Source organism: Mycobacterium sp. E2497, assembly GCF_001668695.1.
Taxonomy (GTDB): Bacteria; Actinomycetota; Actinomycetes; order Mycobacteriales; family Mycobacteriaceae; genus Mycobacterium.
The window spans coordinates 52,237-69,980 of record NZ_LZKD01000227.1; the positions used below are offsets into that span (position 1 = coordinate 52,237).

Annotated in this window: 21 protein-coding genes; 8 read left to right on the top strand and 13 right to left on the bottom strand. The window is 69.4% G+C overall.

Annotated elements, in window-relative coordinates:
• The first annotated feature begins 50 nt into the window (after nt 1-50).
• Nucleotides 51-1,172 (top strand): epoxide hydrolase family protein, encoded by a 1,122-nt coding sequence (locus tag A5713_RS20880; protein ID WP_082973077.1) that lies wholly within the window; start codon nt 51-53, stop codon nt 1,170-1,172.
• Here the strand turns inward: A5713_RS20880 and A5713_RS20885 are convergent.
• The gene (locus A5713_RS20885) at nt 1,169-1,984 is read right to left on the bottom strand and encodes an oxygenase MpaB family protein (protein ID WP_068098253.1); all 816 of its coding nucleotides are present in this window, start codon (nt 1,982-1,984) and stop codon (nt 1,169-1,171) included. The two genes, A5713_RS20880 and A5713_RS20885, sit on opposite strands and share 4 nt — an antisense overlap.
• 76 nt (nt 1,985-2,060) lie before the next feature.
• On the opposite strand from A5713_RS20885, the gene A5713_RS28450 reads away from it, so the two are divergent.
• Complete coding sequence (locus A5713_RS28450; protein WP_156751965.1) at nt 2,061-2,213, top strand: hypothetical protein; 153 nt, start codon at nt 2,061-2,063, stop codon at nt 2,211-2,213.
• A 45-nt stretch (nt 2,214-2,258) separates the two neighbouring features.
• The gene (locus A5713_RS20890) at nt 2,259-3,203 is read left to right on the top strand and encodes a cobalamin biosynthesis protein (protein ID WP_068098228.1); all 945 of its coding nucleotides are present in this window, start codon (nt 2,259-2,261) and stop codon (nt 3,201-3,203) included.
• Here the strand turns inward: A5713_RS20890 and A5713_RS20895 are convergent.
• The 3 genes from A5713_RS20895 to A5713_RS20905 are packed head-to-tail and all read right to left on the bottom strand — an operon-like array spanning nt 3,185 to nt 5,139.
• Nucleotides 3,185-4,015: an SURF1 family protein gene (locus tag A5713_RS20895; protein WP_068098229.1), complete on the bottom strand. Its 831-nt coding sequence runs from the start codon at nt 4,013-4,015 to the stop codon at nt 3,185-3,187. The two genes, A5713_RS20890 and A5713_RS20895, sit on opposite strands and share 19 nt — an antisense overlap.
• 1 nt (nt 4,016) lies before the next feature.
• Nucleotides 4,017-4,508, bottom strand: a complete 492-nt coding sequence (locus A5713_RS20900; protein WP_067921456.1) for a low molecular weight protein-tyrosine-phosphatase — start codon at nt 4,506-4,508, stop codon at nt 4,017-4,019.
• Nucleotides 4,501-5,139, bottom strand: coding sequence for an HAD-IA family hydrolase (locus tag A5713_RS20905; RefSeq protein WP_068098254.1), 639 nt, complete (start codon nt 5,137-5,139; stop codon nt 4,501-4,503). Before A5713_RS20905 ends, A5713_RS20900 begins: the two co-directional genes overlap by 8 nt.
• Before the next feature lie 111 nt (nt 5,140-5,250).
• On the opposite strand from A5713_RS20905, the gene cobC reads away from it, so the two are divergent.
• From cobC to A5713_RS20930, 5 genes are read left to right on the top strand one after another with little or no spacing between them, the layout of a single operon-like run.
• On the top strand, nt 5,251-6,279 hold the full coding sequence (cobC, locus tag A5713_RS20910; protein ID WP_068098230.1) for an Rv2231c family pyridoxal phosphate-dependent protein CobC: 1,029 nt from the start codon (nt 5,251-5,253) through the stop codon (nt 6,277-6,279).
• The gene (locus A5713_RS20915) at nt 6,276-7,421 is read left to right on the top strand and encodes a Nif3-like dinuclear metal center hexameric protein (protein ID WP_068098231.1); all 1,146 of its coding nucleotides are present in this window, start codon (nt 6,276-6,278) and stop codon (nt 7,419-7,421) included. Before cobC ends, A5713_RS20915 begins: the two co-directional genes overlap by 4 nt.
• Complete coding sequence (locus tag A5713_RS20920) at nt 7,421-8,158, top strand: zinc ribbon domain-containing protein (protein ID WP_068098232.1); 738 nt, start codon at nt 7,421-7,423, stop codon at nt 8,156-8,158. Before A5713_RS20915 ends, A5713_RS20920 begins: the two co-directional genes overlap by 1 nt.
• The gene (locus tag A5713_RS20925) at nt 8,155-9,264 is read left to right on the top strand and encodes a bifunctional RNase H/acid phosphatase (protein ID WP_068098233.1); all 1,110 of its coding nucleotides are present in this window, start codon (nt 8,155-8,157) and stop codon (nt 9,262-9,264) included. Before A5713_RS20920 ends, A5713_RS20925 begins: the two co-directional genes overlap by 4 nt.
• A 23-nt stretch (nt 9,265-9,287) precedes the next feature.
• Nucleotides 9,288-9,869 (top strand): TetR-like C-terminal domain-containing protein, encoded by a 582-nt coding sequence (locus A5713_RS20930; protein WP_068098234.1) that lies wholly within the window; start codon nt 9,288-9,290, stop codon nt 9,867-9,869.
• 46 nt (nt 9,870-9,915) lie between these two features.
• Here the strand turns inward: A5713_RS20930 and A5713_RS20935 are convergent, their stop codons facing one another.
• The 9 genes from A5713_RS20935 to A5713_RS20975 form a co-directional block, all read right to left on the bottom strand.
• Entirely contained in the window at nt 9,916-10,275 is a 360-nt protein-coding gene (locus A5713_RS20935; RefSeq protein WP_231980568.1) for a YbaB/EbfC family nucleoid-associated protein, read from the bottom strand.
• A 58-nt stretch (nt 10,276-10,333) separates the two neighbouring features.
• Nucleotides 10,334-10,984: a hypothetical protein gene (locus A5713_RS20940; RefSeq protein ID WP_068098235.1), complete on the bottom strand. Its 651-nt coding sequence runs from the start codon at nt 10,982-10,984 to the stop codon at nt 10,334-10,336.
• Nucleotides 10,985-11,041: 57 nt separating this feature from the next.
• On the bottom strand, nt 11,042-11,356 hold the full coding sequence (locus tag A5713_RS20945) for an ESX-1 secretion-associated protein (protein ID WP_068098236.1): 315 nt from the start codon (nt 11,354-11,356) through the stop codon (nt 11,042-11,044).
• A 49-nt stretch (nt 11,357-11,405) separates the two neighbouring features.
• Nucleotides 11,406-12,599, bottom strand: coding sequence for an EspA/EspE family type VII secretion system effector (locus A5713_RS20950; protein WP_068098237.1), 1,194 nt, complete (start codon nt 12,597-12,599; stop codon nt 11,406-11,408).
• A 248-nt stretch (nt 12,600-12,847) separates the two neighbouring features.
• Nucleotides 12,848-14,314: a hypothetical protein gene (locus A5713_RS20955; protein WP_068098238.1), complete on the bottom strand. Its 1,467-nt coding sequence runs from the start codon at nt 14,312-14,314 to the stop codon at nt 12,848-12,850.
• Between the two features lie 245 nt (nt 14,315-14,559).
• Entirely contained in the window at nt 14,560-15,609 is a 1,050-nt protein-coding gene (locus A5713_RS20960) for a glycosyltransferase family 9 protein (RefSeq protein ID WP_197516429.1), read from the bottom strand.
• A 44-nt stretch (nt 15,610-15,653) separates the two neighbouring features.
• Nucleotides 15,654-15,848 (bottom strand): ferredoxin, encoded by a 195-nt coding sequence (locus A5713_RS20965; protein ID WP_068098240.1) that lies wholly within the window; start codon nt 15,846-15,848, stop codon nt 15,654-15,656.
• Nucleotides 15,849-15,897: 49 nt separating this feature from the next.
• Nucleotides 15,898-17,067 carry a cytochrome P450 gene (locus A5713_RS20970; RefSeq protein ID WP_068098241.1) on the bottom strand — a complete coding sequence of 390 codons (1,170 nt, stop codon included), beginning with the start codon at nt 17,065-17,067 and terminating at the stop codon, nt 15,898-15,900.
• Nucleotides 17,068-17,141: 74 nt separating this feature from the next.
• On the bottom strand, nt 17,142-17,717 hold the full coding sequence (locus A5713_RS20975; protein WP_067921476.1) for a helix-turn-helix domain-containing protein: 576 nt from the start codon (nt 17,715-17,717) through the stop codon (nt 17,142-17,144).
• Nucleotides 17,718-17,744: the final 27 nt, after the last annotated feature.

The following is a 17,744-nucleotide window of genomic DNA, read 5'->3' on the forward strand; positions in this document are numbered from 1 at the left end:
TCTGTGGTTCGCGCCGGTGTGGCAGCCTCATGGGCGTGGCTGGTGAACCCGTGGAACCGTTTCGCATCGACGTGCCCGACGACGTCCTGGACGACCTGCGCTCGCGCCTGGCCCGCACCCGCTGGCCGGAGGCCGAATGCGTGGACGACTGGAGCCAGGGCGTGCCGCTGGCCTACACCCGCGACCTGGCCGGCTATTGGGCCGACGAATACGACTGGCGCTCACGCGAAGCCGGGCTCAACCGCTTCGACCAATTCACCACCGAGATCGACGGGCTCGACATTCATTTCATTCACCAGCGCTCCCCGCACGACGGCGCGTTCCCGCTGCTGATCACCCACGGCTGGCCCGGCTCGATCGTCGAGTTCCACAAGGTGATCGAGCCACTGACCAATCCGGCGTCCGGGCGCGCCGAGGACGCCTTCCACGTGATCTGCCCGTCGCTGCCGGGATACGGATTCTCCGGCAAACCCACCCGCACGGGCTGGGGCGTGGAGAGGATCGCCGACGCCTGGGAGGCGCTGATGCTGCGCCTGGGCTACGACCGCTACGGCGCCCAGGGCGGCGACTGGGGCGCCGCCGTGACGACGCAGATCGGCCGAAACCAGGGCCACTGCGCGGCGATCCACCTCAACATGCCGATCGGGCGGCCCGCGCCGGAATCCCTGAAGAATCCGACGGAAGAAGAGCAGCGGGCGCTGGCCGCGTTGGCCGAGCACCGCGAGTGGGGCACCGGCTATTCCAAGCAGCAGTCGACCCGGCCGCAGACGCTGGGTTACGGGCTGGCCGATTCGCCGGTGGGGCAGCTGGCGTGGATCGTCGAGAAGTTCTGGGCGTGGGCCGATTGCGACGGCCATCCCGAAAACGTGTTCACCCGAGACGAGCTTCTCGACAACGTCATGGTCTATTGGGTGACCGACACCGGCGCGTCCTCGGCCCGGCTGTACTGGGAGAGCTTCAGGGCCTGGGGGCAGCTGGGTCGCGTCGAATTACCCACCGGGGTCGCGGCTTTCCCCAAAGAGATCCTGGGCGCCCCGCGGTCGTGGTGCGAGCCGGTCTACAACATCACGCATTGGACGACCATGAACCGCGGCGGACACTTCGCCGCCTTCGAGCAACCGGAGCTGTTCGTCGAGGATGTGCGCGCGTTCTTCGCGACCGTGCGGCGCTAGACGATCCGCCGGCCGCGTCGCGCCCGAAAGCGCATGTCCCACAAGTAGATCCGGTAGCCAAGTATCCAGGTCCCGTGCGGCAGGAAGAGGTCCGCCAGCCGCAGTGCGGACAGCAGCCACTCGAACCGACGCTGCTGTGCCTGCGACCAGTCCAGCCGCATCAAGGAGCGAAACTCCGGAGCCAAAAACCCCGTCGTCGCGAACAGATTGAACGGGCCGGCCAGCACGCGCAACGGCCACGGCAGGAAGGCCAGCGACGCCACGCCGCGCAGGTGCTCCAGCACCGACGGGTCGATGCGCAGCTCGTCGAGCGAGCGCTTCCAGTACTCGTCGAACGCCGCCCGGTCCGGCGGCCACATGCGTTCGGGCACCTGCAGCGTGGTGCCCAGCCGCCTGGCGTCGAGATACACGGCGTCGGCAGCGTCGTCGTCGAGGGGGCCGTACAGGAACTCGTACTGGTCGACGAAATAGCGGTACAGGCACGACGCCACCCACAGCTGCAGTTTGGGGTCAAAAGCGTTGTAGGACACCGGGCTCGACGACGTGGAGTGGACCTGCCGGTGCACGGTGTCCACCGCGCCTCGGATCAACGCGCGGTCGGACTCGGTGCCGATAGTGGCGGCCGCCAGGTAGGTGCCGGTGGTGCGGGCCCGCTTGAATGGATGCTTGTAGACGTTGCCGCTGTCCACCGGGCTCTCCAGCACGCCGTAACCGACGCCGGGCAGGGACAACTGCATGATCACGTTCGCGGCCGGCAACAGCAGCGCCGCCGGGTTTAGCAGGTCGGCAACCCGGGTCGCGGGCCGCTTCATCGCGGACGACGCCATGGCTTCGAGTCAACCACGTCCCGGACGTTACATCCGCCCGAAAACGGGCACGCCTAGCCAGATGAGCACCCAATTCGGCGTCTCGGCCACCGGCCCGGCGCGCCACCGGGCGACCGCAGCGGCGGGCGCGTTCGAGTCATCCCTCCTGATGTGGTGGGTGATCGTCGTGCTGATCGCCGCGGTGATCGTCGCGGGCATCTTCGCCATGGCCTAGGCAGCGCTTGTCGTCGCGACGGCTGCGTTGTGAGACGCTGCCGGGGTGGTTGCGACGCGGACCCGGCTGGCCGGCGTGCTGGCCGGATATCTGGCCGACGTCGCGCTCGGCGACCCGGCGAGGGGGCATCCGGTCGCGGCGTTCGGCCGACTCGCCGCGGGGCTGGAGCAGGTGACCTACCGCGACAGCCGGGCAGCCGGCGTGCTGCACGTCGGCGCCCTGGTCGGGGCGGTGGGATTGCTCGGCGCCGCGCTGCAACGCACCGCCGACCGCGCCGGCCGGCCCGCCTCGATCGCGGTTACCGCCGCGGCCACCTGGGTCTCGGTGGGTGGAACCACGTTGGCGCGCACCGGCCTGGAGATGTCGGACCTGCTGGCACGCGGAGACATCGAAGCCGCGCGCCGGCTGCTGCCGGCGCTGTGCGGGCGCGACCCGGCCTGGCTGGACGGCCCCGGCCTGACCCGTGCGTCGCTGGAATCGGTCGCGGAAAACACTTCCGACGCCCAGGTGGCGCCACTGCTGTGCGCGGCTGTCGGCGGGGCGCCCGGGGTGCTGGCGTACCGCGGCATCAACACGCTGGACTCGATGATCGGTTACCGATCGGCGCGCTATGCCCGATTCGGTTGGGGCGCGGCGAAATTGGACGACGCGGCCAACTATGTGGGCGCGCGGGTGACCGCGGCGCTGGTGGTGGCGTTCGCGCCCTTCGTCAGCGGGTCACCGTCGGGGGCGGTGCGGGCCTGGCGTCGGGACGCCGCCCGTCACCCCAGCCCCAACGCCGGCGTGGTCGAGGCGGCCTTCGCCGGGGCGCTCGGGGTGCGGCTGGGCGGGCCCACCCAGTACCGTCACGAGCTGCAGATCCGGCCCACGCTGGGTGACGGCCACGAGCCGACGGTGGCCGACCTGCGCCGCGCGGTGGCGCTGTCGCGCCTGGTGCAGGCGGGCGCGGCGATGCTGGCCGGGGCGCTGTGTTACCGGCGCCGGCCGTAGCGGTCGGCGAGTTTGGCCTCCACGGTCGTCGGGGCCTGCTGCGCCGCCGGCCCCTCCGCCGGTCGCTGTTCCTTTTCCCGGCGGCGGGCGCGGAGCTCGGAGTACGCGAAGTAACCCAAGCCGAGCGGGGCGACGATACCGAAGGAAATCCACTGGATCCCGTAGGACAGGAACGGGCCGGCGTCCAGGTGCGGCACGCCGATGACCCCGAGCCCGCCGGGCTGGTCCTCGGTCAACTGAAGATACGACCCGGCGAGCGGGACCTTGGTGAGCGCGGACACCTGCCCCGTGTTGATCGAATACACCTGCAGCGCACCGTCTTCGGTGAGGGGCTCTTTGCCGGTGGCGACGGCCTCGGAATCGCGCAGCCGGGCGGTGACGGTGACGGTGTCGCGGGGCGGCCGGGGGATCGGCGGGACGTGGGATCCCTGCTCGGGCCGGACGTAGCCCCGGTCGACCAGGACGGTGGGTCCGCCGTCGACGACGAAGGGCGCCAGCACCTCGTACGCCGGCTTGCCCTCGATCACCCGCAACCGGGCCAGCACCTGGACGTCGGGCAGGTAGTGCCCCGTCGCCGTGACACGGCGCCACTGCGCGTTCGGGGCGGACGAATCCTGCTGCGGCAACAGTGTTTTCAGCGCAACGGGCTCGGTGTTGAGGGAATACTCGATCTGGCGGTTCTCCTGCGACGTCCGGTTGTGCTTGCCCAGCTGCCAGGGCGCCAGCACCGTGAAGCACAGGTAGGTGAAGGCGACGACCACCAGCGCCAGTGCGATCCAGCCCGGCCGCAGCAGGAATGCCAGCCGACGCATGTCAACCGGACCCGTTGCGGGCGAGTCGCTCGTCGACCCAGGCGTGCAGGCCGGGCAGCGAGGCCTCGATGACGGTGAACACGTCCTCGAAGTCCTGCGCGTCCCCGTAGTAGGGGTCCTCCACGTCGAGGGCGTGGGCGCCCGAACGCGGATCGAAGGACCGCAGCATCCGCACCCGCTCCCCGTCTACGCCCAGCTCGCGCAGCATCCGCAGGTGGTTGCGGCCCAGCGCCACCACCAGGTCGGCCGCCAGATGGTCGGCGTCGACCTGGGCGGCGCGGTGCTCGGCGGAGTAGCCGTGGGCGCGCAGCACGTCGGCCGCCCGGTCGTCGGCGCATTCGCCGACGTGCCAGTTGCCGGTGCCCGCGCTGGTCACCCTCACGGCGTCGGCCAGGCCGCGGCGGCGCAGCTGGTCGGCGAACATCTTCTCGGCCATCACCGACCGGCAGATGTTGCCCGTGCAGACGAACGTGACGTGCAGCGACTCAGACACCCAGCACCGCCCGCAGCTCGTCGATGGTCGCGGCGTGCGTCACCGCCGTGGACCCGGCCGCCGCCGCGCCGGCGGGAAAGTCGTCGCGCCCGTAACCCCAGCCCACCACCACGGTGTCGATGCCGTGGGCGGCCGCACCGTGCACGTCGTGGCTGCGGTCGCCGACCATGAGCACCCGCTCGGGCAGCGGTTGCAGCTGTTCGAGCGCGTGCGCGAGCACCTCGACCTTGGTCTTGCGGGAGCTGTCCGGGCTTGCCCCGGCGATCACCTCGAAATGCTGATCGAGCCCGAAATGGGCCAGGATGCGCCGGGCCGTCGGTTCCAGCTTCGAGGTCGCCACGGCCAGCCGGACACCGGCGGCCTTCAGGTCGGCCAGCAGCGGCTCGATGCCCTCGAACAGGGTGTTCATCGCCCAGCCCCGGCTGCCGTATTCGGCGCGGAAGGCGGCGATCGCCGGCTCGGCGTCCTCGCCCAGCATGGTGCGGAAGGTGTCGTCCATCGGCGGCCCCACGATCCGCGCCACCAGGTCGCCGTCGGGCACCGCGACCCCGACATGGTCGAGTGCGTGCAGGAAGCTGGCCACGATGCCCTCCGCGGAGTCGGTGAGCGTGCCGTCGAGGTCGAAGATCACCAGCTGGGCCGTCAAGATCGTGCCTGTCACCTCACCATTGTCCTCGATGGGCCGGGCCGGGTGTGACGGTGTCGCTGCTGAGCCCGGACGCCGCCCACTAGTGTTTCTCGGATGGCGAGTCTGAACCTGACCCCGCCTGGGGTGCGCTATCACGGTGATCAGGCCGTCGCACCCGGGATGCTGGATTTCGCCGTGAACGTCCGGCACGCGCAGCCGACCGAGTGGCTGATGGGGCGGCTGGCCGCGCGGCTGACGGATCTGGCGCGCTATCCCAGCGCCCAGGACGTGCGCGCGGCGCAGGACGCGGTCGCCGAGCGGCATGGCCGCGCCGCCGACGAGGTGCTCCCGCTGGCGGGCGCGGCGGAGGGGTTCGCGTTGTTGCCCAACCTGCGTCCGGCGCGGGCGGCCGTCGTCGCGCCCTCGTTCACCGAGCCGGCGGACGCGCTCAGGGCCGCCGGCGTGCCCGTGCACCACGTCGTGCTCGAGCCGCCATTCGGCCTGGAGGGCGTGACCATCCCCGACGACGCCGACCTGGTGGTGGTGGGCAACCCGACCAACCCCACGTCGGTGTTGCACAGCCGCGAGCAGCTGCTCGCGTTGCGCCGGCCAGGGCGGATCCTGGTGGTCGACGAGGCGTTCGCGGATTCCATTCCCGGGGAAACGGAGTCGCTGGCCGGTGCCTCGCTGCCCGACGTGCTGGTGCTGCGCAGCCTGACCAAGACGTGGGCGCTGGCCGGGCTGCGGGTGGGCTACGCCCTGGGCTCGCCGGAGGTGTTGGCCCGCTTGACGACTCAGCGTGCGCACTGGCCGCTGGGGACGCTGCAACTGACGGCCATCGGGGCATGTTGCGGCCGGCAGGCCGTCGCCGAAGCGGCGGCCGGTGCGGTGCGGTTGGCGGAGCTGCGCACCGAGATGGTGGCCGGGCTGAAGTCGGTGGGCGCCGAGGTGGTCGACGGTCGGGCCCCATTCGTGCTGTTCCGCATGCCGGACGCCGGCTTGATTCGAAAGAGCCTGCGGGACAGGGGGATTGCCATCCGCCGCTGTGATACTTTCGTCGGCTTGGACGAGCGCTATCTGCGGGCCGCGGTGCGCCGGGAGTGGCCGCTGCTGGTCCAGGCGATTGCGGAGGCGCTCCGATGAGCGTGCGGCTGGCCGACGTCATCGGCGTGCTGGACGAGGCCTACCCTCCGCGGCTGGCCGAACCGTGGGACTCGGTGGGCCTGGTGTGCGGCGACCCCGACGATGCGCTGGAGTCGGTGACCGTCGCGGTCGACGCGACGCCGGCGGTGGTCGGCGAAGTTCCCGAGGGCGGCCTGCTGCTGGCCCACCACCCGCTGCTGCTGCGGGGGGTCGACACGGTGGCGGCCAGCACCCCCAAGGGCGCGCTGGTGCACCGCCTGATCCGAACGGGGCGTTCGCTGTTCACCGCGCACACCAACGCCGACTCCGCCTCACCGGGGGTGTCCGACGCGCTGGCCCAGGCGCTCGGCCTGACCGTGGAAGCGGCCCTGGAGCCGCGAACGGCCGCCCCCGACCTCGACAAGTGGGTGATCTACGTGCCGCGCGAGCACGCGGATGCGGTGCGGGCGGCCGTCTTCGAGGCCGGCGCCGGACACATCGGCGACTATTCGCACTGCAGCTGGACCGTCGGCGGCATCGGGCAGTTCCTGCCGCACGAAGGTGCGTCGCCCGCGGTGGGCAGCGTCGGAACCGTCGAGCAGGTGGCCGAAGACCGGTTCGAGGTCATCGCGCCCGCGCGGATCCGGTCCGCCGTGCTGGCGGCGATGCGCGCCGCCCATCCCTACGAGGAGCCGGCATTCGACGTCTTCGCGTTGCTGCCCCTGCCCGGCGACGCCGGGTTGGGCCGCATCGGCACCCTGCCCTGGCCCGAGCCGCTGCGCGACTTCGTGTCCCGCGTCGGCGCCGCCCTGCCGCGGACGGCGTGGGGCGTCCGCGCGGCGGGCGACCCCGACATGCCGGTCTCCCGGGTCGCGGTCTGCGGTGGCGCCGGGGATTCGCTGCTGGGGACCGCGGCCGCCGCCGGCGTGCAGGCCTACGTCACGGCCGACCTGCGGCATCATCCGGCCGACGAGCATGGGCGGGGCTCCGGCGTGGCGTTGATCGACGTGGCGCACTGGGCGAGCGAGTTTCCGTGGTGCGACCAGGCTGCCGACCTGCTGCGGTCCCATTTTGGTGCGGCCCTGTCGGTGCGGGTGTGCACCATCCGCACCGACCCCTGGAACATGGGGCAGTGCGACGACGAGATCGGGAGTGAGCAGTGATGAAGGCCGAAATCGCGCAGCAGCGTTCGCTGCTCGAGCTGTCGAAGCTGGACGCCGAGCTGGCCCGTATCACGCACCGGGCCGGCCATCTCGCGGAGCAACAGGCCCTTGAGCGGGTCCAGGGCGAACTCAACGTCATCGGTGACCGCGTGGGCGCTATTCGAATCGCGTTGGAGGACATCGATATCCACGTGTCGCGATTGGAGTCCGAAATCGAGGCGGTCCGGAAGCGCGAAGACCGGGACCGGTCGTTGCTGCAGTCCGGTACGCCCGACGCGAAGCAACTGTCGGATCTGCAGCACGAGCTGGAGACCCTGACGCGACGCCAGGCCAGCCTGGAGGATTCCCTGCTGGACGTGATGGAACGCCGCGAGGAGCTGCAGTCCCAGTTGGACGATGCGCAGCGCAGGGTCGAGGCGCTGGAGGCCGAATTGGCCGGCGCCCAAGAGGCTCTCGACGCCGCGCTCGCCGAAATCGGCGATGCCCGCCAGGAGTATTCGTCGCGCCGCGACACGCTGAGCGCGGCGTTGGACCCCGCCCTCTCCGCGCTCTACGAACGGCAGCGCGCCGGGGGAGGGCCGGGTGCCGGGCCGTTGCTCGGGCGCCGGTGCGGTGCCTGCCGGCTCGAGATCGACCGGGGTGAGTTGTCCCGCATCTCCGCCGCCGCCGAGGACGACGTGGTGCGCTGCCCGGAGTGTGGCGCGATCCTGTTGCGGCTCAAGGGGCTCGACCAGTGAAAGTGGTGATCGAGGCCGACGGCGGGTCGCGCGGCAACCCCGGCCCGGCCGGCTACGGCGCCGTGGTGTGGACCGCGGACCGCTCGACGGTGCTGGCGGAGACCAAGCAGGCCATCGGCCGGGCCACCAACAACGTGGCCGAATATCGCGGCCTGCTGGCCGGTTTGGGCGACGCGCTCGAGCTCGGCGCCACCGAGGCCGCGGTCTTCTTGGATTCCAAGCTGTTGGTGGAGCAGATGTCGGGCCGGTGGAAGGTCAAGCACCCCGACCTCATCGAACTGCACGGGCAGGCCCGAAACCTGGCGGCGCGGTTCGAGCGGATCGACTACACGTGGATTCCGCGGGACCGCAACTCCTACGCCGATCGGCTGGCCAACGAGGCGATGGACGCCGCCTCCGGCGACCCGGCGCAGGAAACCCCGCGACCCGCGGCCGAGCCCGCGAAAACCGCCGCGCCGCAATCCCCGCAGGCTCCCGGCTGGACCGGTGCGCGCGGCACCCCGACCAGGCTGCTGTTGCTGCGACACGGCCAGACCGAGCTCTCGGTGCAGCGCCGCTACTCCGGCCGCGGCAACCCGGCCCTCACCGAAGCGGGTCTGCGGCAGGCCGACGCCGCGGCGCGTTATCTGGCGCAGCGCGGCGGGATCTCCGCGGTGTTCGCCTCGCCGCTGCAGCGGGCGTACGACACCGCGGCCCGGGCCGCCAAGGCGCTCGGCCTGGACGTGACCGTCGACGACGATCTGATCGAAACGGATTTCGGCGCCTGGGAGGGGCTGACCTTCGGCGAGGCCGCCGAGCGCGACCCGGAGCTGCACGGCCGCTGGCTGCGTGACACCGGGACCACGCCGCCGGGCGGGGAAAGCTTCGACGACGTGCTCGACCGGGTCGTCCGGGCGCGCGAACGCATCATCGCCGCGCACGAGGGCACGACCGTGCTGGTGGTGTCCCACGTGACGCCGATCAAGATGCTGCTGCGGCTGGCGCTGGAGGCGGGGCCGGGCATCCTGTACCGGCTGCACCTCGACCTCGCGTCGCTGAGCATCGCCGAGTTCTATCCCGACGGTGCGTCCTCCGTGCGTCTGGTGAACCAGACCGGCTACCTTTAACCACCAGGTGTGAGGAGACGTCGATGCAGCCGTCCGAGCCGGTCCGTGCGGCCGTCCCCGCGGATGTGCGGGCGCGGGTGATGCCGGCGGTGCTCGACGAGCTGACCCGTTGGGGTGTCGAGCGGTTCAGCGTCGAGGCCCTGGCCGAGCGGTATCACCTCGATGTGGCGATGGTGTACCGGTACTGGGGAGATCGGCGTCAGCTGATCGTCGATGCGGTGCTCAGCGACGTGGAGACGGTGAGTTCGGGAACCGACACCGGCTCGTTGCGCGGGGACCTACAGGCGTTGGCCCGCAACGTGACCAACCGGATCAACAGCGAGGTCGGCCGCACGCTCCTGCGCGCACTGGTCATGGACCGGCGCGGGGGACACGACGAAGCCACCCGGCTCAGGTTCTGGCGGGCGCATTTCAACGCGGTGCGTGCGGTCGTGGACCGGGCCAGGGAGCGGGGCGAACTGCGCGAGGGCGTCAACACCCTGGCCGCCGTCCAGATCGTGCTGGCGCCGCTCAACATTCGTGTCCTGTTCTCCGACGCTCCCGTCGACGACGAGTACTGTGCGGCCATCGTCGACATGGCGTGGCACGCGCTGGCGCGCAAATAGCCGCCCCGAAGTGAAGCGACCGGCCGCCCGGCCGGAATCGTTGCCGCTACCGCGATTCCGTTTCCGTCGACCGCATCATTTCCGTCATCGGCCGCATCGCTTCTTCGAGCGAATCGGCGAAGCCGGAAAGCGACTCCATGAGCCGCTCCTGCTGGGCTTCGGTGGCGGCCGCGGCGAGGGCCTGCGCCTCGCGCACCGCCGCGTTCACGCGCTGAGCAACGGTGTGGGCGCCCAGCCGCAGCAAGCCGTCTTCGATATGCAGGCCGGTCAGCCACTGGCGGCCATCGACGGTGGCGCGCACGGTGCTGGATTCGTCGGTGCCCCTGAAGGTTTGCGCCCTCAGCGTGTGCGCCTCTTCGTCCACCATCGACTGGATCTGCTGGGTTTGGCGCATGACTTCGGCCACTCGGGGGTGCATCTCGGTGCTCACTGGGCTTCCTAACTGCCGGGGTTCCTCGGGGCGGTCAGCCGTCATCGCTGTGGTACCGGCTGGCGAACACTTCCGCCTGTGTCGCCGCCGCCTGTGCCGGTGACGGCAATTCCGTCACGCCGCTCCGCAACGCCTCGGCCACAAATCCTTCGTCGTCGATCCCCAGCTCGTGGAAACATTCGAGCACCAAGCTCTGTTGAATGGCCAGCGCCCGTTGTCGAGCCACGTCCGCGATGGTCAGGATCTCCTCAGCCAGCCCAGACTCGGACATCTCGGCTACGGCCGGTGACAGCTCGATGCGTAGCACCCTGCCGTCTATGGTCGCCGTCACCGAAACCGTTTCGGGAGGATTGACCACCGTGGCCGCAGGCACGGCTCCGGCGTCGTCCCCTGCGGGCGCCGGCTCGGCGACGCCGGTGTCGGTGGGCAGCACGTCGGTCAGATTCTGTGCGGATCCGGGGTCGGCGGGCGACGGCGGCTCGGCGGTGACCAGTGCGTCAATGGCCGATCGGCCCGTGACGTCACGACCGGCCTGGTCACCGAAATCGAGGAACGCACCGCTGGTTTGGCCGTACCCGTCGCCGAAAGCCGAGCCGGCACCGCCGTCCAGGCCGGCCTGGTCACCGAAGTCCAGAAAGGCGAAACCCTGGTCGTCGTCGCCGGGCCGGTTCTGTATGGTGCCCAATGTCGTTCCTCTTTCTGGCGATTCGACGGTTAGCAGGAGTTCGCGTCGGCCGGCATCTCATTCGTAGAGCATCTGGCGGTCAAGGTTTGCACCCGCCTGCTTGTCGGTGCCGGTGTACGCATCCGCCCCGGCACTCAGCTTTTCGGATGCGTCGTTGCACACCGCAATCATGTTGTTGCATGCCGATTCGCGTTCCTGCTCCGCCGCCTGCATGGCAAGGACGGAGTTAAAGGAGATGAAACCGTGGTCGTACCATAGCTTTCCGGCTCTTCCGGCGACCGCGGTGATGGCTTCGTCAAGCCGGCCCGCCGCCTCCTCCTGCTCGGCCGCCAACTGTTGCAGGTACTCGGGGGTGACTTGCAACTTCGCCATCGATTCCTCTCCTCACCGCTCGCTGTGCCTTGCGGGGCGCCGGCTGCGCCTACCGGACGCGGTCCTGCGCGCGTTCGGTGGCGCCGCTCACCGTGTCGATGGGCGCCCGCTCTGCCTCCGCGGTACCGCTTGCCGCGCCGTCGAAGTCGGCCGCGACGACGTTCTCGCCGGCCGCAGCAGTCGCCCCGTCCGGCTCCGCCGCGGGGGCCGGGCGCGACCTCGGCGAGGATTTCGCGTCCGGCGCCCCGCCGGCCGCCCGACTCGCGGCGGACACGGAGTAGGCCGGTGAGACGCCCGCCGACGCCGTGGCGCGTTCCGAAGGCAACGTCGCCGCATACCGTCCGAAATTCGAGTTTTCCGCGGTGCTCGCGGCACCTGCGGATGGGGCGGCATGTCGCCCGCCGGGCGCCAGGGCCGGCGGCGCGTCGCCGGCGCTGACTTCGTCAAACGAGTTCACGGTCGATCGGGGCGCGGGCGCCGCCGTGGGCGGCACGAAGCCGGAACCCGTGACGACCGCACTGTCGGCGACCTCCCGGTATTGAGCGCTGATGCCGTCGATCTTCCGCTTGTTCTGCAGTGATTCGTCCATCGACGCCGCGGTGATGAAGACCGCGACCGGCATACCCGCCGCGAAGGTTGCGAGCTGAAAAAGCAGGGATGCCTGGGGGCCCGAGACCCATCTCAGGGTGCTTGCTATCGGGATCGCCGCGGTGAAGAGCGCCCTGCACGCGGTGAGGGTGACTTTCGCGTTTTTGAGCCAATCGGCTTCGTCGGCCAGGATCGCCGCGATCTGCAGATCAAGGTCGGCCATCGCTGTCGCCCAATCCATTTGAGCGGCGTTGAGCGCGTTATAGGACTCGGCCGCAGCGCCCGTCCAGGAATCGCTCTCCGCGGTCGCGTCCTTGAGGTTCTCCCAGGCCAACTGGAACTTGTCGGAACCCATCTGATAGTACTGGCCTTTGTCCGTACCGCTGCCGTGCAACAGCGTCAGCGCGGTCACGATCTGTATCCCGCGCTCGAGGATCACGCACTCCACCCCGAAGGCTTGTTTCAGCGATTCCCCGCCCTCATGGCGCGGGCCGAATTTGTCCCCGGGAATCTTGTATTTTCCCCCTGCATACCCCAACTGCCCGAGTGCCAAGACAGCGTTGAAGGTGGCATCCCACGGATTGCCCGAGACGCCGGCTTTGATCGACGCGGCCACACTGAAGCCGGGCTTCCAATAGTCTGAGACCTTCGGCATCGCTACCCACCTTCCGCGCCGTCGAGCCGGGACCGCCTGCCGGTTATTCGACTTGAGTTTAACAATGCTCGCCTACCGTCGTGTGCGCGAATGCCGGACTGCGCCAATCGCTTTGACCCCTCGACACTTCCAGGCAACTGCGGAGTCGACTGTTGTTCATTCAAATCACCGCTCGATGACGCCGCCGGTGGCTGTTCGGAATGCCTTGGCGGCCGCCCCTTTCCGCGTTGCCCGGTGCCGGTGTTTGGTCATCGGTGGGTTTCCTCTGGCGCGTCGTTGCGCGGCCGGATACCGATGACGGACGACGTCCATGGGCGCTCTTCGGTGTAGAGCTCCTCGTCGTCTTGCATGCGCTTGGCCTTCTTGTCCTGGCCTTGGCCCTGACCGGCTCCCGCTCCCATGGGCGCCATGCCCATGCCGCCGCGGCCGCCCATCGCGCCGCCCGAACCCGGGGCCGCACCGCCTTGACCTGGACCGCGGCCCGGACCGCTTTGCGCCGATCCGGCCTCCACGGGGGGTTGCAGCGGCGCCGACGGCATATCGGCGCCACCCGCCAACGATGCGGGCTTCACCCCGCCGCCCATCGACGCGCCGGTCGCCGGCGGCGGGGCGCCCGCCGACACGGCGGGCGCGTCGGCGTAGGGGTCGGCGGTCGTGTCGGTCAGCCCCGAAACCATGTCGTTGATGCCACTGACCCGGTCGGCGACGTTCGCCGAAGCCAGTTGCCCGCCGGTTCCCGCGTCGCTCCAGGCGCCGCCACCGCCGTAAGTACCGCCGCCTCCGCCGACATTGCCACGCAGATCGGAGAACCTGATGACGGGGGGCGCAATAACCGTGGCGGCGGGAGGGGTCGACGGATAGATCGGAGCAAGCGGCACATTGGCCAGCTGCCGATACTGCGCCAGCACCTCTTCCGACTTTTTCTGCAATTCCTGGTACCAGTCGACTTGTTGCGCCCGGCGGGCCAGATCATTTCGTTTCGTATACTCGATGATCCAGAATTCGGTGATGTAAATCTCGTAGCTCGATGGGTGCTCGGAGACAGCCCATTTGTGCGCGGAGACCACCTGCCTGGCCTGCGCGGCGAGCTGATTGCAGTTATCCGCCAGCCCGATAACGTAGCGCTTCTGCTTCTCGAAATTGTCCTCGGCGGCTTTTGCCGACGGACCTTGCCAGTAAGCGAACGGGCGAAACCGCGGAAGGACATCTTGCTGCAGGGTCAATGCGTAGGCATTCCAGTTGTCCGCGAACTTGACGAAGGCGGGGCCCTGGTCGGGGGCTTCGATGTGCTGCGCCGCTTGTTTGACCGGGTAATAGCTGAGGTCGGAGCTTGGTGGTGGGGTGGTCGGCGGTGAGTAGGGCTGGACCGCAGCAGATTTGGCCGCCGCCTGTTCGCTGCCGCCGACAGGGCCTCGGGCCACAGACGAGCCCGGGGAATCACCCGTCATCGACTCGGCGGCCGCCGAGTCGAGTTCCTCGTAGGCCTTGGCCGCGTTCCGCAGAGATTGGGCCAGAATCTGATACTGCCGTTCGCAGTATGCGACGCAGTCTCGTATCGCCCCGGCGGAGAGCGCGAGTTGCGTGGCTGAGTCGACGATGAACCCGATGTCGCAGGGCGGCGCAGGGTCGTCGGCCGGTGGGGACGGCAATGGCGCCTCGAGTTCGGCGGCTCTGGCCACCAGTTCGTCGTGCCGGACCTTCAGCGGCTCGGTCATGGGGGTGGGTGTCTCCTTTGGGCGCTCGGGCCGTCATCGCGATCGACGGTGTCACGGCCCCCGGTCCGGCGGGCGCTCGATTGCGCCAGCGCCGAAGCAAGGAGCGAGATGGGTGCCACCCCCGGGCACCCCTTCCGCTACCGGGACACAAGGCGGGGCGCGGCGGTAGGCCGAGCCCAACCGAGGGTCATCCTAAGGCCACGAGATCGTCGTCGCATCACCGACTTTCAGCGGGCTCGCGATGATTACGGGCGGGTGAACGTGAACCGAACGCCGGTCGTGCGGCTGTCGCCTCGATCTTCGGCAAGATCCTCCATTGCGCTCAGCACGTCTTCCACGGTGATATCGGCTACGTTCCTGCGATCGATGTGAATGTGCGGGCCGAACCGGAACCCCCACGTGGCCGACCGCGTCGGCCCGAACAGCCCGACACCGGGGACCCGGGCCAAGTCGGCGGCATGCAGCATGCTCGAATCGATCCCCAGAAAAAGGTCTGCCTCGGCGACCAGACCCATGGCGAGATCGAGCGGTAACCCGAGATGGGGAACCACCCGCTCGCCCTGATGCCCGACGTTGAGTTCCTCGTGGCCCATCCCGACTATCCACGCCACGAAGTCGCGACGGCGCGACAAGAACCGGTCCAGCACATCGATGAATCGGGTTACGGGCCAACGCTTTTCCGGCCAGTCTGTGTCGGCGTGGACGACGAGCACCTTCAAGCCGGAAGGCAGCGCCGCCCGCATCGCCCTGGCCTTCTCCTGCACCTTCGGTGGAATCGGCAACGGCTGCGCATACGTTTCGATCCGCGCCGACGGATCGAATAGGTGGGCCAGCTTGAACATCTGGTCGGCCGAGTGGCATACCCCTTTCGGGATCGCGATGTCATAGGAGTCGTAGTCGTTCTGGAAGCCGACGCTCGTGGTGGGAGCAAGCCGCTGCCGAAGGGCGCGGAAAGTCTCCGAGGGGATGGTGAACGACAGGGTGTTGATCAGCAGATCGACAGCGCCGACCCGCGCTGCCAGCGCGTCGTAATCGCCGCTTCGGTTCGAGGGTAGGTCGCCGGAGTGGAACGCCGTGGTGTCGATCAGGCGCGGACTGACCTCCCGGAAGCACAGATCGAACGCCACTTTCGGGCAGATGAGCGTCAATGGCGCGGTGAAGATCTCGCCCAAAGCCCTCAGGGCCGGCAACGTCAGGACGGCGTCGCCGATCTTGGCCTCGAAGTACACGGCGACCCTGCTCGTCGGCGGCGCGGGACCGCCCAACGTGCCGCGTTCAGGGCTTTGCGAGTCCAACACCATCCTGTGGGCGGAGCCCAAACCCCTGAGCCCGGACGCCTTCAACGCGCCAGGGAGATGGCGGCTTCGGGGCAGTTCTGCTCGGCGATGACGGCTTGTGCCTCGAGTTCACCGGGGACCTCGGCGACGAGCACAACGCAGTGGCCGGCGTCGTCGGCGTCGAAGACGTCGGGCGCCAGGGTGTAGCAGCGCCCGTGCCCGGTGCAGCGGTCGGCGTCGACGGCTACTTTAGCCACGCCGCCTCCTCCTCATCGCTGCGCTCTGCATCGTCGACGGCTGGGCGGGTCATGGCGCCGGAAACACCAGGGGCAGCGACTCCACCGAGCGCAGGGCCGCGGTGTAGCTCAGCTGGGTGCCCGGCTTGATCTCGTAATCCGGTATGCGCCGGTGGAACTCGCGTAACGCCACCCTCAGCTCCATGCGGGCCAGGTGGGAGCCCAGGCAGCGATGCGGACCGCCCCCGAACGCGCGGTGCCGGTTCGGGTTGCGGGTGAAGTCGACCAGCTCCGGATCGGCGAACTCGGCCGGGTCGGTGTTGGCCGCGCCCAGCAACGGGCTGACCCGTTCGCCCTTGTGGATGGGGCAGCCGCCCACCTCGACGTCTTGGATGGCGACCCGTGCGACACCGGGCACCGGTGTCTCCCAGCGCAACAACTCCTCGACGGCGCTGGGCAGGATGTCGGGCTGCTCGACCAGCTGACGACGGTGGTCGGGGTGGCGCGCCAGGTACACGAAGAAGCAGTCGAGTGAGTCGGTCACCGTGTCCAGGCCGGCGATCAGGAAGAGGAAGCAGATGTCGAGGAGCTCTTCGCGCGACAGCGGCCGCCCGGCGACGTCGGCGGCGATCATCGCCGACAGCACGTCGTCGCGGGGGCTGGCGATGTGGTCGTCGATAGCGCGGTCGAAGTAGTCGTAGATCTGTTGCGCCACCGCGGCGGCGCTCTCGTGCCGCCGGTCGAAGCCGGAGTCGCCCTCCGGTCGGATCACACCGTCCTTCCATTCCAGAAACTTCTCGAGGTCTTCCAGCGGCAACCCGAGCAGCTGCAGGAAGACGGTGCACGGCAGGGGCACCGCGAACTCGGTGTGAAAGTCGCACTCGCTCCGATCGGCGAAGTCGTCGATCATCTCGTTCACCAGCTCGGTGACCCGTGGCTCGCGGCGGGCCATCTCGCGCGGAGTGAACAACGGATCGAGGATGCGGCGGTACTTCGCATGCTCGGGCGGGTCGATCTGCAGCGGGATCAGCGGCCGCACGTTGCCCAGGTCGACCGCGTCCATGTTCGACGAGAACAACTCCGTGTGTTTGAGCGCCATCTCGATGTCGGCCAGTCGGCTGAGCACCACGGCCTGCGGTGACCGGAACACCGGGCTCGATTCGCGCAACGCCTTGTACATCGGCTGTGGGTCCGCCAGACCGGTCACCGTCTGGTCGACGAACCCCTCGGTATCTGTCATCTGGTCAGACTGGCACCAACGTCCCCGCCGGGCAATGGTCAATGCTGAGCGGCCGCACAATCGCCGCGCGGCGCTCAGCTGTGCAGGTGCAGCCGTTCGCCGTGCGGCCCGAAGATCACGATGGCCTCCACCGGGCCGTCGACCGCCCCGAACCAGTGCGGTGTCCAGGTGGAGAACTCGACCGCTTCGCCCGGCGCGATGGTGAAGTCGCGGTCGCCGAGCAGCAGCCGCAGCCTGCCGGACAGGACGTACATCCAGTCCTGGCCTTCGTGCACCGGCAACTCCGCCGGCGGGGTGCGGCGCCGGGCGCTGACCCGAACCTTGAACGCGTGCAGACCGCCGGCGGGACCCTGACGGGTCAGCGGCCAATAGGTGACCCCGTGGTGGGTGTGGGCGGCGCCGCGCACCCGCGGATCGTGGGCTTCGGAGGGCTGCAACAACTCGTCGGTGCTGACCGACAGCGCCCGCGCCAGGCGCGGGAGGTGATCGAGGGCGAGCCGGCGCTTTCCCGACTCGAGGCGGCTGAGCGTCGAGACGTCGATGCCGGCGCGCGCGCCGACCTCTTGCAGCGTCATGCCGCGCTGCGTGCGCAGTTCACGCAGGCGCCGGCGCACCTGAAGGTCGATATCGGGAGCGTTCTTTGCCTGCATGGCAAATAAGCTTGGCAAGCCGAACCC

Excerpts from the sequence above, each read along its gene's own strand:
- A5713_RS20950 (WP_068098237.1), bottom strand. The coding sequence starts at position 12,599 with ATGCCGAAGGTCTCAGACTATTGGAAGCCCGGCTTCAGTGTGGCCGCG.
- A5713_RS20970 (WP_068098241.1), bottom strand. The coding sequence starts at position 17,067 with ATGACAGATACCGAGGGGTTCGTCGACCAGACGGTGACCGGTCTGGCG.
- cobC (WP_068098230.1), top strand. The coding sequence starts at position 5,251 with ATGGCGAGTCTGAACCTGACCCCGCCTGGGGTGCGCTATCACGGTGAT.
- A5713_RS20945 (WP_068098236.1), bottom strand. The coding sequence starts at position 11,356 with ATGGCGAAGTTGCAAGTCACCCCCGAGTACCTGCAACAGTTGGCGGCC.
- A5713_RS20930 (WP_068098234.1), top strand. The coding sequence starts at position 9,288 with ATGCAGCCGTCCGAGCCGGTCCGTGCGGCCGTCCCCGCGGATGTGCGG.
- A5713_RS20915 (WP_068098231.1), top strand. The coding sequence starts at position 6,276 with ATGAGCGTGCGGCTGGCCGACGTCATCGGCGTGCTGGACGAGGCCTAC.
- A5713_RS20885 (WP_068098253.1), bottom strand. The coding sequence starts at position 1,984 with ATGAAGCGGCCCGCGACCCGGGTTGCCGACCTGCTAAACCCGGCGGCG.
- A5713_RS20895 (WP_068098229.1), bottom strand. The coding sequence starts at position 4,015 with ATGCGTCGGCTGGCATTCCTGCTGCGGCCGGGCTGGATCGCACTGGCG.
- A5713_RS20955 (WP_068098238.1), bottom strand. The coding sequence starts at position 14,314 with ATGACCGAGCCGCTGAAGGTCCGGCACGACGAACTGGTGGCCAGAGCC.
- A5713_RS20975 (WP_067921476.1), bottom strand. The coding sequence starts at position 17,717 with ATGCAGGCAAAGAACGCTCCCGATATCGACCTTCAGGTGCGCCGGCGC.
- A5713_RS20920 (WP_068098232.1), top strand. The coding sequence starts at position 7,421 with ATGAAGGCCGAAATCGCGCAGCAGCGTTCGCTGCTCGAGCTGTCGAAG.
- A5713_RS28450 (WP_156751965.1), top strand. The coding sequence starts at position 2,061 with ATGAGCACCCAATTCGGCGTCTCGGCCACCGGCCCGGCGCGCCACCGG.